At 63.3% G+C, this 15,403-nt stretch carries 17 protein-coding genes; 5 read left to right on the top strand and 12 right to left on the bottom strand.

Annotation, left to right across the window (positions count from 1 at the left end; all coding sequences use genetic code 11):
- Window positions 1-22 precede the first annotated feature (22 nt).
- Window positions 23-913, bottom strand: a complete 891-nt coding sequence (locus tag KF691_00325) for an SRPBCC domain-containing protein (GenBank protein ID MBX3387876.1) — start codon at window positions 911-913, stop codon at window positions 23-25.
- Window positions 910-1,257 (bottom strand): winged helix-turn-helix transcriptional regulator, encoded by a 348-nt coding sequence (locus KF691_00320; protein ID MBX3387875.1) that lies wholly within the window; start codon window positions 1,255-1,257, stop codon window positions 910-912. The genes KF691_00325 and KF691_00320 overlap by 4 nt, the downstream gene beginning before the upstream one ends.
- A 126-nt stretch (window positions 1,258-1,383) precedes the next feature.
- On the opposite strand from KF691_00320, the gene KF691_00315 reads away from it, so the two are divergent.
- The 4 genes from KF691_00315 to KF691_00300 all read left to right on the top strand — a co-directional run bounded on the left by KF691_00315 (window position 1,384) and on the right by KF691_00300 (window position 5,332).
- Window positions 1,384-2,673 (top strand): NADH-quinone oxidoreductase subunit D, encoded by a 1,290-nt coding sequence (locus KF691_00315; protein MBX3387874.1) that lies wholly within the window; start codon window positions 1,384-1,386, stop codon window positions 2,671-2,673.
- Window positions 2,674-2,739: 66 nt separating this feature from the next.
- Window positions 2,740-3,363, top strand: a complete 624-nt coding sequence (locus KF691_00310; GenBank protein ID MBX3387873.1) for a sigma-70 family RNA polymerase sigma factor — start codon at window positions 2,740-2,742, stop codon at window positions 3,361-3,363.
- Window positions 3,360-4,451, top strand: a complete 1,092-nt coding sequence (locus KF691_00305) for a hypothetical protein (protein MBX3387872.1) — start codon at window positions 3,360-3,362, stop codon at window positions 4,449-4,451. The genes KF691_00310 and KF691_00305 overlap by 4 nt, the downstream gene beginning before the upstream one ends.
- A gap of 41 nt (window positions 4,452-4,492) precedes the next feature.
- Window positions 4,493-5,332, top strand: coding sequence for a 2-C-methyl-D-erythritol 4-phosphate cytidylyltransferase (locus KF691_00300; GenBank protein ID MBX3387871.1), 840 nt, complete (start codon window positions 4,493-4,495; stop codon window positions 5,330-5,332).
- Between the two features lie 4 nt (window positions 5,333-5,336).
- Here KF691_00300 and KF691_00295 read toward each other — a convergent pair whose 3' ends face one another.
- The 6 genes from KF691_00295 to rplM form a co-directional block, all read right to left on the bottom strand.
- The gene (locus KF691_00295) at window positions 5,337-5,798 is read right to left on the bottom strand and encodes a hypothetical protein (protein MBX3387870.1); all 462 of its coding nucleotides are present in this window, start codon (window positions 5,796-5,798) and stop codon (window positions 5,337-5,339) included.
- 115 nt (window positions 5,799-5,913) lie between these two features.
- On the bottom strand, window positions 5,914-6,879 hold the full coding sequence (locus tag KF691_00290) for a hypothetical protein (protein MBX3387869.1): 966 nt from the start codon (window positions 6,877-6,879) through the stop codon (window positions 5,914-5,916).
- Window positions 6,880-6,940: 61 nt separating this feature from the next.
- On the bottom strand, window positions 6,941-7,570 hold the full coding sequence (lexA, locus tag KF691_00285; protein MBX3387868.1) for a transcriptional repressor LexA: 630 nt from the start codon (window positions 7,568-7,570) through the stop codon (window positions 6,941-6,943).
- A gap of 602 nt (window positions 7,571-8,172) precedes the next feature.
- Window positions 8,173-9,342, bottom strand: a complete 1,170-nt coding sequence (gene dprA, locus KF691_00280) for a DNA-processing protein DprA (protein ID MBX3387867.1) — start codon at window positions 9,340-9,342, stop codon at window positions 8,173-8,175.
- Between the two features lie 79 nt (window positions 9,343-9,421).
- Entirely contained in the window at window positions 9,422-9,985 is a 564-nt protein-coding gene (rpsI, locus tag KF691_00275; GenBank protein MBX3387866.1) for a 30S ribosomal protein S9, read from the bottom strand.
- A 28-nt stretch (window positions 9,986-10,013) separates the two neighbouring features.
- Window positions 10,014-10,454, bottom strand: a complete 441-nt coding sequence (gene rplM, locus KF691_00270) for a 50S ribosomal protein L13 (protein ID MBX3387865.1) — start codon at window positions 10,452-10,454, stop codon at window positions 10,014-10,016.
- Window positions 10,455-10,747: 293 nt separating this feature from the next.
- Between rplM and KF691_00265 the strand changes: the two genes are divergently transcribed.
- Window positions 10,748-12,313, top strand: a complete 1,566-nt coding sequence (locus KF691_00265) for a CPBP family intramembrane metalloprotease (protein MBX3387864.1) — start codon at window positions 10,748-10,750, stop codon at window positions 12,311-12,313.
- Window positions 12,314-12,326: 13 nt separating this feature from the next.
- Here KF691_00265 and gatA read toward each other — a convergent pair whose 3' ends face one another.
- The 4 genes from gatA to KF691_00245 are packed head-to-tail and all read right to left on the bottom strand — an operon-like array spanning window position 12,327 to window position 15,401.
- Window positions 12,327-13,763: an Asp-tRNA(Asn)/Glu-tRNA(Gln) amidotransferase subunit GatA gene (gene gatA / locus KF691_00260; GenBank protein ID MBX3387863.1), complete on the bottom strand. Its 1,437-nt coding sequence runs from the start codon at window positions 13,761-13,763 to the stop codon at window positions 12,327-12,329.
- Window positions 13,760-14,218 carry a DUF2314 domain-containing protein gene (locus KF691_00255; protein ID MBX3387862.1) on the bottom strand — a complete coding sequence of 153 codons (459 nt, stop codon included), beginning with the start codon at window positions 14,216-14,218 and terminating at the stop codon, window positions 13,760-13,762. Before KF691_00255 ends, gatA begins: the two co-directional genes overlap by 4 nt.
- Window positions 14,215-14,526 carry an Asp-tRNA(Asn)/Glu-tRNA(Gln) amidotransferase subunit GatC gene (gene gatC / locus KF691_00250; GenBank protein MBX3387861.1) on the bottom strand — a complete coding sequence of 104 codons (312 nt, stop codon included), beginning with the start codon at window positions 14,524-14,526 and terminating at the stop codon, window positions 14,215-14,217. The genes KF691_00255 and gatC overlap by 4 nt, the downstream gene beginning before the upstream one ends.
- 26 nt (window positions 14,527-14,552) lie before the next feature.
- Window positions 14,553-15,401: a UDP-3-O-acyl-N-acetylglucosamine deacetylase gene (locus tag KF691_00245; protein MBX3387860.1), complete on the bottom strand. Its 849-nt coding sequence runs from the start codon at window positions 15,399-15,401 to the stop codon at window positions 14,553-14,555.
- Window positions 15,402-15,403: the final 2 nt, after the last annotated feature.

The following is a 15,403-nucleotide window of genomic DNA, read 5'->3' as shown; positions in this document are numbered from 1 at the left end:
GAAGCGTACAGGTCCACAATCGCTAGCGAAGATCGGTCGCTTCGGGATTCTCGCCAAACTGCTTCAGCATGTGCATGAAAGCGCCCCAGCCCGCGATGTAGCCGCCGCGTGTCGAGTCGTCTTCCGCCGGGCGAAGATGCGTGAGGGTTACGCGCGAGCGCCCGGGCCCGATCTCGGAGATTTCCCAGCGCACGCGCGAGGTCGGTTCCTTTGCGTGATCCCAATCGTGCTCGATCATCTTGCCGGGTTCGATCGCCAAGAAACGGTGCGGTCCGCAGTGCGCCGGCGGATCGCCGAATTTCCAGCCGTAGTTGTACGTACCACCCGCGCGCGGTTCGACCGCCGCTTTGGTCGAGATCCACTTGTCCATCTGCGCGGGATCGGTGAGCGCGCGGAAGACCGCCGCGGCGGGCGCCTCGATCTCGATCGAGAGCGCCACGCGATCGCCTTTGTTCTCGAAGTTCGGACGCAGAGCCGCTTTCCCGTTCTTGAGGAAGGAACGCAGATTGCCGATCGAGAGCCGCCAGAAATCGAGCATTGCGAACTCGGTGTTCTCGCGGCTGTCGAGAACTTTGCCCGTTCCTTCTTGAACGATGCGCAGGTTCGTGTGCTTCGAGGAGCCGTCGAGCGTGATGATCACCGTGCTGTCGAGTTCGCGCCACCGCCAGGAATACGAGAGCAGGCGAGGCGGATCGATCCGGATGATCCGCTGCGTCGCGCACTCGCGCGGCGTCCACGGTGTGAGCGTGCCCCAGAAGCCGTACACGCCCCCTGCTTTCGGTTCGACCTCGGCGTGCTCCGCGAACCACGAGCGGAGCTCATCCGGGGCGGTGAGCGCACGAAAGACCCGCTCCGGTGAATCTGAAATGGCGAAGGACTTTTTGAATCGCGCGTTCTGCGTAGCCTGTTTCATGATTTGTCTCCGGCTCGTTGGTGCTGTTCGGACTCGACAAACTCCTTGAGCGCAACGAGATTCGCGCTCCAGTGCAGGCGATAAGCGGCGAGCCACACATCGATGTGCTCGAGCGGCTGTGGAGAGATCGAGTAAAAGCGCTCGCGGCCCTTGCGCGATTGCCTGACCAGCCGCGCCGCGCGAAGGATGCGCAGATGCTTGGAAATCGCGGGGCGGCTGACGGGAAAGGCATCGGCGATGTCCCCCGCACGCATCGGAGCGGTGCGCAACCTGTCGAGGATGTTGCGCCGCGTGGGGTCGGCGATGGCCCGAAAAACCAGCTTGGCGCTTCGGGGGCTGCTCACCCACAAAGCGTAACCGATTGGTTACGTTTGTCCACCGGGAAATCCAAAGAACAATTAAAAAGCAGGGATGGCCGCGTGCGAGGCACGGTGGAGCGCCCCCTGCGGCGTTCTATGATCGCCCTCACCATGCCCTACACCCTCAAGCCCATCGAATCCCTGAGCGTCGATGCCGACAACATCGACTACATCAAGAAGCACGTCGATACCGGCGACCGCTGGGTGCTCAACTTCGGCCCGCAGCACCCCGCGACACACACGACGCTCCGCATCGTGATGGAGCTCGACGGCGAACGGATCGCCCGGATCACGCCCCACATCGGCTATCTGCACTCGGGCTTCGAGAAGCTCGGCGAGGTCCTCGATTACAACCAATACGTGACGATTGTCTCGCGGATGAACTATCTGTCGCCGATCGCCAATGACATCTGCTGGCACCACGCCGTGGAGAAATTGTTCGGGATCGACATCACGCCCCGCTGCAAAGCCGTGCGCACGATCATGGCCGAACTCGCCCGGATCCAGGATCACTTGCTCTGCGTTGGTGCCGCGGGGTTGGACCTTAACGCCATCACCGGCTTCCTCTACTGCTTCAATCTCCGCGAGAAGATCTACGACATCTGCGATTTCATCAGCGGGCAGCGCTTCCACCCGGATTGGACGCGTGTCGGCGGTGCGATGATGGATTTGCCCGACGAGGAGATGTTCAAGACGCTCGTCAAGAACTTCATCCACAAAGAACTGCCTAAGGCGCTGAACGAAGTTGAAGGCCTTCTCAATCGCAATCGCATTTTCTGGGATCGCACCAAGGGCATCGGCGTGATGACCAAGGACGAGGCGAACGCGTTCAGCCTCACCGGCCCGCTCGCCCGCGCCAGCGGCGTGCAGCGCGATCTGCGAAAGGACGATCCCTACCTCTGCTACGCCGACAACTGGGACGGCCAGGGCGCCGAGGCCGTGAAGTTCCAGGTCCCCGTCTGCGACGACGGCGACTGCTACGCGCGATATCTCGTGCGCGTCGAAGAGATGAAGCAGGCCGCGAAGATCATTGAGCAGCTCATCGACAAGATCCCCGGCGGCCCGATGGACACTTTCGCCGATTCGAAGATGGTGAAGCCCAGCAAGAAAGACGTCTACGGCAGCATCGAAGGCCTCATCCAACACTTCGAACTGATCATGACCAACCGCGGCTGGAAGCCGCCGGTCGCCGAGATCTACGGCGCGAACGAAACCGCCAACGGCGAACTCGGTTACTACATCGTCAGCGATGGAGGCCCGCGCCCGTGGCGCGTCAAAACGCGGCCACCGAGCTTTATCAATTACTCAACCGTCGCGAAGATGACCGAGGGACATGTACTCAGCGACATCGTCGCCATCCTCGGCTCGATCAATATCGTCGCGGCGGAGTTGGATCGGTAGCAAAGGTGCGGTTCGCTTTCGAGGCCCCATGAGTCGATTGCCCTCGTCGTCGATAGCATCAATCTCATGATGCACCCGGATGATTCCGCAGCAGATCGCGAAAGGGCGCTCGATGCGCGCCTTTCTGCCGCGGCACGCCGGGGAGATACCAGGGCGCTCGCCTCGCTCATCGAGCGCCATCAGGTTCGCGTCTACCGCATGTGCCTGCGCGTCACCGGTGATGAAGATGCCGCGGCCGAAGCAACGCAGGATGCACTTCTCCGCGCCGTTCGCGCAATCTCCACCTTCGACGACCGCGCCCAGTTCTCCACGTGGATCACCCGGATCGCCATCAATGCGTGTCTTTCCCGGGCCCGTTCCGAAAAGCTGCGGCGTCATCGCGGCCTGGACGCCCCGATCGGCGGGTTTTCGGCCGTTTCGGGGCAGACGCAGACCCTCGGAAATTCCCTTCCCACCGGGGAACAAACCCCGGCCCGGCGAGTCCAACAAGATGAGGATCGTGCGCGGGTGCTGGAAGCCCTGGCCGTTCTCGACGTGGAGGCCCGGACAATCCTGCTTCTGCGCGACGGGCACGATCTGGAATACGACCAGATCGCGGAAATGCTCGGCGTCGCGATCGGCACGGTGAAGAGCAGGCTGTTTCGGGCACGCGTCGCGTTGCGCGAGGCGATGGAAAGCAAGCGGAAGTGAGCACGAATCACGACAACCCCGCCCGGCAGTATTCGAGCGAAGAAGTCGCTCGGATGCTCCGCGCGATCGAGGTCGAGAGCGAAGCCGTCGGTGCCGAAGTCGAGGCGATGCGGCGCGATCGCGAAGAGCTCAGGGCCGCTCTTCGCCAGGATTTCGCAACGCCCTTGCCCGCCCGCCGCGCCGCCCAACTCTCACAAATCGTGCGCGACGAAATCGATCGCTCACTGCTCTCCGATCTCTCCGCGGGCGCTCCGCTGGTCTATCACCCGCCGGATTTGCTGCGAAGGTCTCCGCGATTCGGCTCGTGGAGGTTCACGCGCATCGCGGCAGTCGCCGCGACCGTCGCGCTCGTCGGCGGCATCGCGTGGCTCGCGCTGCAGCGACCGGCCGTGCCGCGCCAGACCATCGTTTCCGGCACGAATGCTTCGGGCTCTTCTCCCCGCGAACTGCCAAGCTGGGCGATTCTCCCTGAGAGAGCGCCGAACGCGGAAACGCCGAAGCCCGCGCTGGAACCGCGCAGAGTTGCTCGGGCAAATCCCGAAGAGACCACCCAAGAGTCGCATTCAACGCGCGATCCCGCGATCGCGCTCGCGTGGGCAAAGCGAGGCGTGCTCGCGATCCGCATCACCACCGATTCACCCGGGCGCGATCTCGAACGACTCGAAATATTCGCGCAGCGCCACAGCCGCGATTCTCACTGGCTCCTTTCGACGTCGGCCCCTTCGGGGCTGGCCTCGATCCCCGCACACCCCTGGCCGATCGACATGCGCCTCGCCGACAGCCGCGATTCGGCAATGGCCGTCCGTCCCGAAAGCGCGACGATCGCGGGCTTCGGTTTGACGGTCAGGCCGACGACCGATTCCCTCGAATCGGTGCGCGACGATCTCGAGCGCACGCTTGCCGGAGCCGTCGTCTTCGAGCGCGTGGATGCACTCGCCGCGTTCGCCCAGGGCCCCATCGCCGAACCCGCGCCGGAATCCGCGGCGGATGTGATCTGGTGGAAGAAGCCGGCCAGCCAATGGTCGCCCCGCCTGCGGCTGCCCGTGTTGCTCGAATTCGGCACGCCGGTGCGCGACCAGGCCAAGTAGTCCGCAAAGTCATCCGCCCGTACGCGTGCTAGATTCTGGCCATGAATTCGGCCATGAACATCGCGGTCATCATCGCCGCGGCGGGCGCTTCTCGCCGCTACACAGATTCCGGCGGCCTGCGCTCCAAGCTCGATGAAGATCTCGGCGGCAAGCCGGTGCTTCAGCGCAGCGTCGAGATCTTCACCAAGCACGACGATGTGAAGTTCATCGTGGTCGCCGGTCCGGGCGACGACGCCGAATTCGCGGAGTTCAAATCCAAGCACGCCGATCGGCTCGGGCTGCTCGGCGCCGCGATCGTAAAGGGTGGAAAAGAACATCGCTGGCAGACCGTCAAGGCGGCGATCGATGCGATACCCGCCGAAGCCGGCGGAGAGAAAATCACGCACGTTGCCGTTCACGATGCGGCCCGACCCGCGGCATCCGCCGAGCTCATCGATCGAGTCTTCGAATTCGCGCGACATCATCCGGCCGTCGTTCCCGGTTTCGAAGTGGGCGACACGCTCAAGCGCGTGAGCCAGTCCGAGGCGCCGGCTCGGCCGTCCGATCCGCTCGCGGCAATCCTCGGTGCATCCGCTTCGGAGGAGAAAACAATCGTCGTCGAGAGCACGATCGACCGCGCCGGACTATTTGCCGTGCAGACGCCTCAGGCGTTCACCATCGACGTCATCCGCGCCGCGTATGCGCAGGTCGATCTATCAAGCACCGACGATGCATCGTTAGTCGAAAAGCTGTTTGCGAGCGAAGGAAAGGGACGCAAGGTCGTCGTCGCTCCGGGCGATCCGCGCAATATCAAAGTCACGCGCGCCGGCGATCTTCCGCTCGTGCGCGCGATCATGGGCCTGCGCGGGCCAGAAGAGCGACCCGCGCACAAGCGATTCTGATCCGCTACTCGTCGCTTCCCGCGGCAAACAACTTGCCGTCCGCGCTGTTCCACACCCAGCCCGCCTCGTTCGGGTCCGCGGCAGCGCCCGTGACACCCTTTCGGGTTACTTCGATGATCTTGGTTCGGGCGCGTTCGGGCGAGAACGGGTTCACAGGAAGATTCGCGAAACCGAACGGACTCCACTGATCGCTCACCGCCTGACCCGGACGCCAGGGAAGTGATCGCGATGATTCGGAATATTGCGTCACCGCGGCGCGCACGCGCCGCAGTTCCGTTGCCAGGCGATCGTTGATCGACATTTCCTTGGGCTGCTCATCGAGCCCGCGCTGCGCTTTGAACGCCGCCACCTTGTTCTGCTGCTCCTGCACGAACTTCGGAACGTCCGGTGCCTGCGCTGTTTCCTTGCCGCAAGAGAAAACAAGACCGGCGACACTCGTCGCGAGGCAGATGCTTAGGTAGCGCATGGTCGAAACCCCTGCTGAAGTGCGATGCGGAACGCTCCACAAAGCGTCGGCAATCGGCCCGATAGGAGTGAGCGATTCCTCGTTTTCGGACTCGGCAGAGGGCGGCTTGTGACGATCAGATCGCCCGCGCGATGGTCACGAGCGCGCGCGGTGCGAGTTTTCCCAGCGGTCCGGCAAGATCTTGTCCGGCGCCGTCCGCCGCGCCAAAGAGCGCGAGCGCCGCGCGATCGTCGGAAAGATCATGTTCGAGCACTTCGAAGCCGGCGCCCGCAAATTGCTCACGCGAAAATGGGGATCGTCCGTCCGCGCCGGGGCCGGTGTCCGCAGGGTCGAACGTGTTGTAGATCACAAAAAGGCCGTTTGTCGAAAGGCCAGCGCGCACCGAAGCGAGAAACGCCTCATCGGTCATCTTGAGTTTCACGTTCGGCTCGTGCGAGTGCTCCGCGCGCGGGTGAACGTATCCTTGCTTCAGCGTGTTGCGGCTCAGCACAAGATCGAAGGAACCCGGCGGCAGCGTCCAATCGATCCCGAGCCTGCCGCGCTCGAGGCGGATGTGCCCTTCGTGCGAACGGTCGATCGTGCGCCCGCGCACGGTGCGGATCGCGCCCGTGTCGCCGTCAAAGCCGTAGAGCGCATGAGGCAATTTGTCCGTTTCGATTCCCGTCACCGAAGCGCCGAGACACGCCATCAGCCGTAGAGGAAGTATGGATGCGAAGCCGATGTCGAGGATGCGCTTGCCCGAGATCGAGGCAACTCCCTGCCGCGCGAGCACGTCCATGACCACGGCGTACGACAGAGGCATGCCGTAGCGCCCCTCGTAATACTCGTGCTCATCGAACGAGCGGCTGACCAGTTTCCAGCGTCGCTCGGCGCTGATCGAAGCGATCCGCGACGATGGGTACAACTCCTTGGATTCGGGGTCCTGGTAAAGCCTGCGTGGCTGAATCCACGGGAGCGCGCTCGTCGCGTTCAGAAAGTCCGAGGCAAGGTCGGAACGGACCGCGGCTTGAAGTGCTTTCGCCAAGCGCTGCAAACGCGCGACCGCGAGCCCCGGCTTCGATTCTGCTCGAGAAGATTCCACGCCACAAAAGGTACCCGACGAGAGACCGGATGCACTTTTGCGGGTCACGCGGGTGGCGGTCTTACCGTCCGTACCGCCTCACCACAGCCTTCACTACCCCTTGCACCTGGCAGAAGCGCACGCGGATCGGCTCGAACGCCGGATTCGCCGGCTGCAGGCGGATGTGGTCGTCTTCCTTGAAGAAAGTCTTGAGAGTGGTCGAGCCGTCGGGCAGAAGCGCCACCACCCGGTCGCCGTTCTGTGCCAGTTGCGTGCGCTCGATCAGGACGAAGTCGCCGTCGAGTATCCCCTCGTCACGCATCGAGTCGCCCTCAACCTTCAGAGCAAACGTCGATTCCTGTCCCTTCTGCGTCTTGGCGACCAGCATGTCGGCCAGGTCGATCTCGTCGGCATTCTCCACGCGCTCGATCGGGTGTCCCGCGGCAATCCGTCCCACCAGCGGGAATCGGAGCGGGCGGGCCTCGTCCGGAACCGCGATCCCATCAGCGATCGACAAAGAGCGAGCCTTGTTGGGCTCGCGTACCAACGCGCCCTTCTTGATAAGCGCTTCGACGTGTTCGAACACCGTGACCTTGCTGACGCCGATTTCGTCGGCAAGTTCCTGCATGGTCGGGGAATAGCCACGACGGACGCGCCAGTCGCGGATGAGTTGCAGGATGCGGAGCTGCTTGGGTGTCAGGTTCAGATTCATGATGCTTTTCTCCCCAGTTTCGCTCGAGCCGCGCTCGATCTTCCGTTCCGTCCAGCCGAGCGACGGAACCTTCAGGCCCGGTCGCGAAAGCCGTCAACCCACCCAGCGAGCGACGAACTTCCGTAACCAGTCTTGCGGCGATGCACCATTGAACCAGCCGCAAGACATCCGACTCACCAGCCAGAATCCCGGATTCACCTTCAGCCACGTGCTGAGCGGTCGCCTCCGGTTCCGACTCCTTCGCACGCCAGGCCCACGACAGCAGACCCGAACACACGCCGCGCTGGACTCGCCTCAGACTGGTCGAACCCAGTCGCCTGGGTTGATAGTCCGCGACGAATTCGCCTCCGGGACCGAACCGCAGAACAGCAGGAAGAGCGGTCATCATGGCTCATCTGATCGGTGTTCGCGCGGGAATCCGATCAGATTTCGCTCGGTCTGTTTGGTAGAAGATAAGGTATCGAACGCCCCCTGTCAAGTGTTATTCCATTGTGGGAGCCGTATTTCCGACGAAAATACCAAATTTTTACCAAAAATCTGTTCGGGTGCGATCTGGAGCCCTCCTGAGGTACTTTTGCGGTCAGTTTGTTAGGGTCTATGCCCTAGGACATTGTCCGACGCGCGAAGCGCGTGCCCACCCGGTGAACCCTTTTCGAGATCTCAAGAAGCGTCAAGTGCGACCTCAAACTCGCCGGCGCAAGGCCCGTCAACTCCACAAGCTCATCCGCCGAGCGTTCGGTGTCGAGCGCGGTCAGGATGCGCTCCTGGTCAGGCGGAACGGGCGCCTTGATCGGAACCTCTTCTTCCGAACGCGTCGGCCCGAATCGCGCGGCATGTGTGCCTTCGAACAAGTGTCGCGCCGGCGATTCGAGCAGCGCGACCACATCGCCCGGTTCGGTGACCATCGCCGCACCGCCCGACTTGAGAAGTTCATTTGAACCCTCCGACGCCGCGGAATCGACCCGGCCCGGGATCGCAAAAACCTCGCGCCCATGCTCTTCGACGGCTTGCTGCGCCGTAATCAGCGCGCCCGAACCCTTCGCGGCCTCAATCACCAGCACGCCCAGCGACAAGCCCGAAATGATGCGGTTCCGCCTCGGAAAGTTCTGTCGATCGGGCACCGTCTGCAAGGGCAATTCGGAAACGACCGCGCCCAGGCTCTTTCCGTCCTCATCAACCGCGGCAACCTGGTCGAAAAGCTCGGCGTTTTCCGGCGGATAAGTGTGCGCCAGCCCGCACCCAAGCACCGCGATCGTCCGCCCCTTGCTCATCAAAACGGCGCGGTGTGCCGCGGTATCGATCCCCCGCGCGCCGCCCGAAACAATCGTGATCCCGGCCCGCGCCAGCGTTCCCGCGAAGCGCGTGGTCTGTTCAAGCCCGTACGCGGTGCACCGCCGGCTCCCGACGATCGCGGCCGCGAATCGATCGGATTCCGGAATCAGCGATCCTTTGTAATAGAGAATCGGCGGCGCATCCGGGATCTGCCGCAAAAGCGCCGGATACGACTCGTCCGCCAGCGAAACGATCGAAACGCCGAGCGATTCGGCCCGCGCAATCTCATCTTCTGCGGCAGCCTTCGACTCCCGGATATCCGCCGCCATCTTCGCCGCCCGCTGCGCACCCACTTTGCACAGCCCGATCTGCGCCGGCGAGAGTTCGAGCGCCTCTTCCGCCGACCCCGCGAGCCCGACCAACTTGGCGATCGTCGCCGGGCCGAGACCATCGACGAGCGTGAGGCGGAGAAAGGCAAGAGTGGGGGCAGGGATTTCCATACGGTTTGTGTAAGGTACACGAAAAAGCCCGCGATTGCTCGCGGGCTTTGAAAAATCGACTGGGTTGTGCCGCCCACAATCAGCGCTTGCTGAACTGGAAGCGACGACGCGCACCAGCCTGGCCGTACTTCTTACGCTCGACCTCGCGGCTATCGCGGGTCAACACGCCCATCTCGCGGAAGCGGGCTTCGAGCGTCGGGTCGTAGCCGAGCAGAGCACGCGCGACGGCGAGCTTGCACGCCTGCGCCTGGCCCATCGTGCCGCCGCCGTGGCAGCGGAAGATGACCGTGACCTTGTCCTGCAGGCTCGCGGCCTTGATCGGCTCGAGCACGTCGTTGCGGTCGCGCATCTCGGCGAAGTACTGCTCGACGGTCTTGGTGATGCGCTTCTCGTTCTTCGGGTCCTTCTTGCCGGCCTTGCTGGTCGAAGCGACCTCGAAGGAGATGCCGGCATCGTTACCCTTGGCGGGCTTGATGCGAACACGCGCAACAGCGGTCTTGCGGCGGCCAGTTCCCCACCACCAGCCGTGCCGATCGGCGGGTTTGGCGGCGCGAACAGGACGGACGATCGGTGCCGCGGCAGGCGCGACTGCGGTGGCGCTGAGGCCCGCGGGAATATTCAAACCGGACTGCATGGTCGTCATAGGTGTTTCTCTTCGGTGCTCGCGGGGTTCAGGAAACCTTCAGTTCCGTGGGTTTGTGATTGGCGTGCGGATGCTCCGAACCCTTCACAACGTGCAGGCTCTGGAGCATGATGCGGCTGAGGCGGTTCTTCGGAAGCATGCGGCGGACAGCGTCCTTCACAAGAGTCTCCGGGTCGCGCTCGCGCACCTGGCCGTAGGTCTGGGTCTTGAGGCCGCCGGGGTATTCGGTGTAACGCATCTTGAGGCGCTGCACCGACTTGCGGCCGGTGAGTTCGACCTTTTCAGCGTTGGTCACAACGACGTTTTCGCCGCAGTGAACGTGGGGGGTGTAATCCGGGCGATGCTTGCCCATGAGCACCAGCGCGACTTCGCTGGCGAGGCGGCCGAGCGGGATTCCCGCTGCGTCCACGACGCGCCAGGTGTTGGAGCCCGTGCCGGGCTTCAGGAGTGATGTTTGCCGACGATGCATAGCGAACCTCCGCTTGTCCGGCGTTCCGGGCGAATTGGCAGAGAAGCCAAAGGCACGGGACGACGGTGCGTCCGAAACTGCGTACTCGCCGCCTACCGGGCGGGGCGGGCCGAACAATCCTTGCGGTCCGTGCGGCAGAATTTCCCAAAAGGGACCGGCGAGTATAGGCCTCGCCCGATGACCGGTCGATCTGGGTAGCAGCGGGGGAGGAGCCGGAAATGGGGACGAACGGGGTATCGAGTTGCCGGGGAATCTGCTATGAACCACGGCAAAGAAAGTAGAAGAAGCACCGCATGACCCAGAACCCCTTCAGCCGCTTCCCGCCGGAACCCGCTCTCGTCAATCCGCAGGCTGAGGGTGGCGTTCCGGATCCGGGCTCGAAGGGCATGGGCTGGCTGGCCGGGTTGATCGCGCTGGTTTGTTTCGCGACGGTGGTCTTTCTCAATCAGTTTTCCGGTGCGTCGAGTTCGACCCAAAAGGCGGCGAAGGCAATCACCTCGCAGCGGACGGTGGATCTCGCCGACCCGATGACACTCGCGTCGAAGATGGTCGTGAAACTCGCGCACCTTTTCGACACCGAAGACAAGGCGGCGCGCGAGGCATGGCTCGCGGAAACAAAGAGCCCGGTGACCGACCCCTCGAAGCGGTCGGAGTCGGAGCGCGTTCGCGAAGCGATCGTGCACGCGGAGATCCTGAAGGGCGAAGACGGAGTGAAGGAAGCCGAGCGCCTCTTCAAAGAAATGGAAGAGGAGTTCGCGGATCGGCCGGATCGGCTCGCGCGCCATTTGGAAGAGGACGAACAGGCCCGCATCGATGCCGCGAAAAAAGACATCGAAACGCTGCGGCAGATCTACAAGACCGATGAGGCGCACTCGACGCCGCCGACCGAAGAAGAAAAGCAGCGGCTGATCGATCGCCACGAATGGTTCGGCAATCTCGCACTCTCGTTCGGAAAGCCAGACAGCGATCCCGAGCGCGCACAACTTCTGGCGGGCGGCGGCGCACTCATCGGCGGTGTCGTGCTGATCGGCGCCGCCGGACTGATCGCGGCGATGGGCGGGATGGGATGCTTTGTCGCGATGGTCGTCTTGATATCAACAGGAAAAATCCGGCGGCGATTCGTCGCGCCCGCGCCGGGCGGCAGTTTCGGCTGGGAAATGATCGCGGCGTTCCTGCTCACTTTCCTTGGCTTCAAACTCGTTGTCACGCTCGTGGGCTTGGCCGTCGTGACGAAAGACGGCTTGCCGAACTGGTTCGCGTATATTGCGATCGGCGGCCAATGGCTCGTCGCGCTCGCGATCTTCTTTCCGCTGCTGCGCGGCGTGCGATTCGGTGAGTACCGCAAACTTGCGGGTTGGACCGCCGAGCGCGGCATCATCCGTGAAATCGGCGCGGGGATCTTCGGCTATCTCGCAGGGTTGCCGATCGTGTTCTGTGCGCTGCTCGTTTCGCTGCTTCTGAATGTCCTGATTCAGACGTGGAGCGGCAAAGATGCCGAGCCGCCGACAAACCCGATTCTTGAAATCGCAGGTCGGGGCGACGCGCTGTTGCTTGTCCTGCTCTTCACGCTCGCGACCATCTGGGCGCCGATTGTGGAAGAAACCGTGTTCCGCGGTGGCCTCTTCCGCGCGATGCGGGCTCATATGCACTTTGTACTCGCGGCGATCGCCAGCGCGCTGGTCTTCGGCTTCATGCATCCCTATCCGATCCCGCTGCTGGGACCGGTGATCGCGATCGGGTTTGTTTTCGCGCTCATCCGCGAGTGGCGGGGGAGCATCATCGGCCCGATCGTCGCGCACTTCCTGAACAACGCGACGATCCTCGCGATTCTCTTCCTGATCCTCACCGCCGCGGCGTGATTATCCGTGAACATCAAATCTGCGGCGTGCGCGAGTGCCACTCGGTCGCCTTCTCGAACGCGTGCGCGATGCGGAGCATGCGAGATTCATCGAACGCGGGCGAGATGATCTGAACCCCAACGGGCAATTGCTTGCTCTCGACCGAAGCGAAGCCGGCGGGGATCGACATCGCGGGGAGCCCGGCGAGGTTGATGGTCACCGTGTACACATCTTCGAGGTACATCGCGAGCGGGTCGCTGGTTTTTTCGCCGACCTTGAACGCGGGCGAGGGGCTCGCGGGCATCAGGACGGCGTGGCAATCGGCGAAGGCGCGGTCAAAGTCCTGCTTGATCTTGCGCCTTACTTTGAGCGCCGTGTTGTAGTACGCGTCGTAGTAACCGCTGCTCAGTACGTGCGTACCAAGCATGATTCTGCGCTGCACTTCACTTCCGAATCCCTCTGAGCGCGACTTGCAGTACAAGTCGAACAAGTCTTCGCCCGGCGCGAGCCTCGCGCGGTGACCGTAGCGGATGCCGTCGAAACGCGCGAGATTGCTCGAGGCCTCGGCGGGCGCGACGATGTAGTACGCCGCGATCCCGTAATCGAGCATCGGGAGCTCGACATCGACGATCGTGGCGCCGAGCTTCCTGTACGTCGCGATGGTCTCATCGAAGACGCGCGACACTTCCGGGTGATTCGAAGCGCTGCGAGCCTGGCGGGGAACGGCGAGGCGCAGGTTCTCGATCGGTTGTTCGAGTCCCGCGGCAAAGTCCGGCACCGCTTCCTGCGACGAAGTCGAATCGAGCCGGTCGTGGCCGCAGATCACGCTGAGCGCGCGGGCGGCATCTTCGACTGTGCGCGTCAGAGTTCCGATCTGATCGAGGCTGCTCGCGTAGGCGACGAGCCCGTAGCGGCTGACGCGTCCGTAGGTTGGTTTCACGCCGACGATACCGCAGTGTGAAGCGGGCTGTCGGACCGAGCCGCCCGTGTCCGAGCCGAGCGCGAGCGGGACGATGCCCGCGGCGACTGCGGCGGCGCTCCCGCCGCTGCTGCCCCCGGGCACGCGCGCGAGATCCCAAGGGTTGAACGTGGGGCCGAAGCACGAATTCTCGCACGAGGACCCCATCGCGAATTCATCGAGGTTGGTCTTGCCGACAATGATCGCGCCGGCGTCGATGAGCTTCTGAACGGCGGTCGCGGTGAACGGCGATTCGTACTCGCGCAGCATGTTGCTGGCGCAGGTAGTTTTTCCCCACGCGAGACAGAGATTGTCTTTGAGCGCGACGGGAACACCGGCGAGCGGGCCGCGGCTTTGCTTCGAATCGCTGGCAGCGGCGGCCTCGTTGGCGCACTGATCGAAGACCTGCGTGAACGATCTCAGCCTCGCATCGACTTCGCCCGCACGTTTGAGGGTCGCGGCGACACGATCGCGCGCCGAAGCTGCGGAACCGAAGAATCCGGGAGCGCTCACTTCGGCTGCTCCTTCTCGATCTCCAGCAACACGGCTTCCTGGAATCCGCCGATCGGTTTGGAACCCTTGGTGCCGTACATCCAGTCGTGGATTGCCGATCGCGTCGTCGAGACGTCGTCTCCCGGTTTCAGCCCGACATCGTTGAACGGTTCGCTTTCGAGTTTGCCGCTGATGGTGTCCCCCTGCATCCTGCGGACGCTGATCCACATGTACTCGTGGTCGGAGGAATTGCGAACCGGAAAGCCGGTCTTGACCAGGAAGACATCGCTCATCTTCCGTTTCTCGAACGCCGCGGCGAATTCGGAAAATCTCTTCAATGCTTCGTCGCGGGCGGATTTCATCCGCGGATCGTCGTTCGACGCTTGGACCAACGTGTCGTCGCGTTTTTCGCACGCCCCGGGGATGATCGCCCCGGCGCACAGAAGCGCTGACAACAAAAAGGGACCGGCTCTCACGCTCCACCCCCTTCACCAAGAACCTTCGGCACTTTGACGAACGGCGGCATCGATTCCGGCGCGATCTTCATGAGCGTTTCGTTGCTCAAGGTCGGGCCGGGTACATCGTCGTCGAGGCGGTTGGTCGTGCCGCCGACGTTGGCCATGGGTTCGACGTCATCGAGTTTGAGTTCGCGCAGGCGGTTCATGTAGCCGAGCACGGCGGACATGCGCGAGCCGTATTCGGCGGCCTGCGCATCGGTCAGCGACAGGCGAGAAAGCCGGGCGATGCGCCGGACGTATTCGGGTGAAAGCGACTCGTCACTCATGCACCGAGTGTACGGCCCTGAGCGACCTAACTCCGCACGCCGAGCTTGGGGTCCATCGCTCCGGCGATTTGGCGGCAGAGTTCGTGGGTGAGCGCGTGACTCGATCGGTGCGCGATCACCTCGGCGACAAGCGGGCGGCCGAGGAGCGCGAGGTCTCCGATCAGGTCGAGCAACTTGTGGCGCGCGGGCTCGTCTGGAAACCGGTACGTGTTGTCGATGGGGCGTCCGTCGGGAGCGATCACCAGCATGTCGCGGGGCGTCAAGTGGGGAAACAGGCCGGCAGACTTCAACGCGATCGCTTCGCGCTCGAGCGAAAACGTGCGTGCCGGCGCGATCTCTTCGTTGTAGTGCCGCGGATCGCCGTCCCATTCAAAGTGCTGATCCGCGATTCCGCTGCCGGGCGGATAGCGGAGTTCGTAGCGATAGCGGATCGAGCGCGCGGGGCGTGCTTCGATCCACGCGCCGGTCGCGGCATCGTCGACGCGGAACGGGCGGTTCAGTTGGAGCGGCGTCGCAGCCGAAACGGGCGACTCTCGCAGCGCTTCGACGAAGCCCAGAGCGGAGCCGTCGAGAATCGGGAGTTCGCCCGCCTCGGTCACGACATCGATGTGCCAGATGTTGAGCCCGGCGAGCGCGGACAAGAGATGTTCGATCGTTGCGACGGCGTAGGCGTCGATTGCGATCACGGTGTTTCGGCCTCCGAGCGGGCCGCTCGCGATCCGCTGGAACGCGATCAGCGCGGCGACGCTCGGCGAGCCGGCGGGATGAACGAAGCGAATGCCGCTTTGAGACTGCGCGCACCGGAAAAGAACCCGCGACGGACGTGCCGAAAAGAGCCCGAATCCGGAGACTTCGATTTCCTGAGGCGTTCTCATCG

It is taken from the genome of Phycisphaeraceae bacterium (assembly GCA_019636555.1).
Taxonomy (GTDB): Bacteria; Planctomycetota; Phycisphaerae; order Phycisphaerales; family UBA1924; genus JAFEBO01.
The sequence above is the reverse complement of the archived record's forward strand: the minus strand, read 5'-3'. Positions and strand labels throughout refer to the sequence as shown.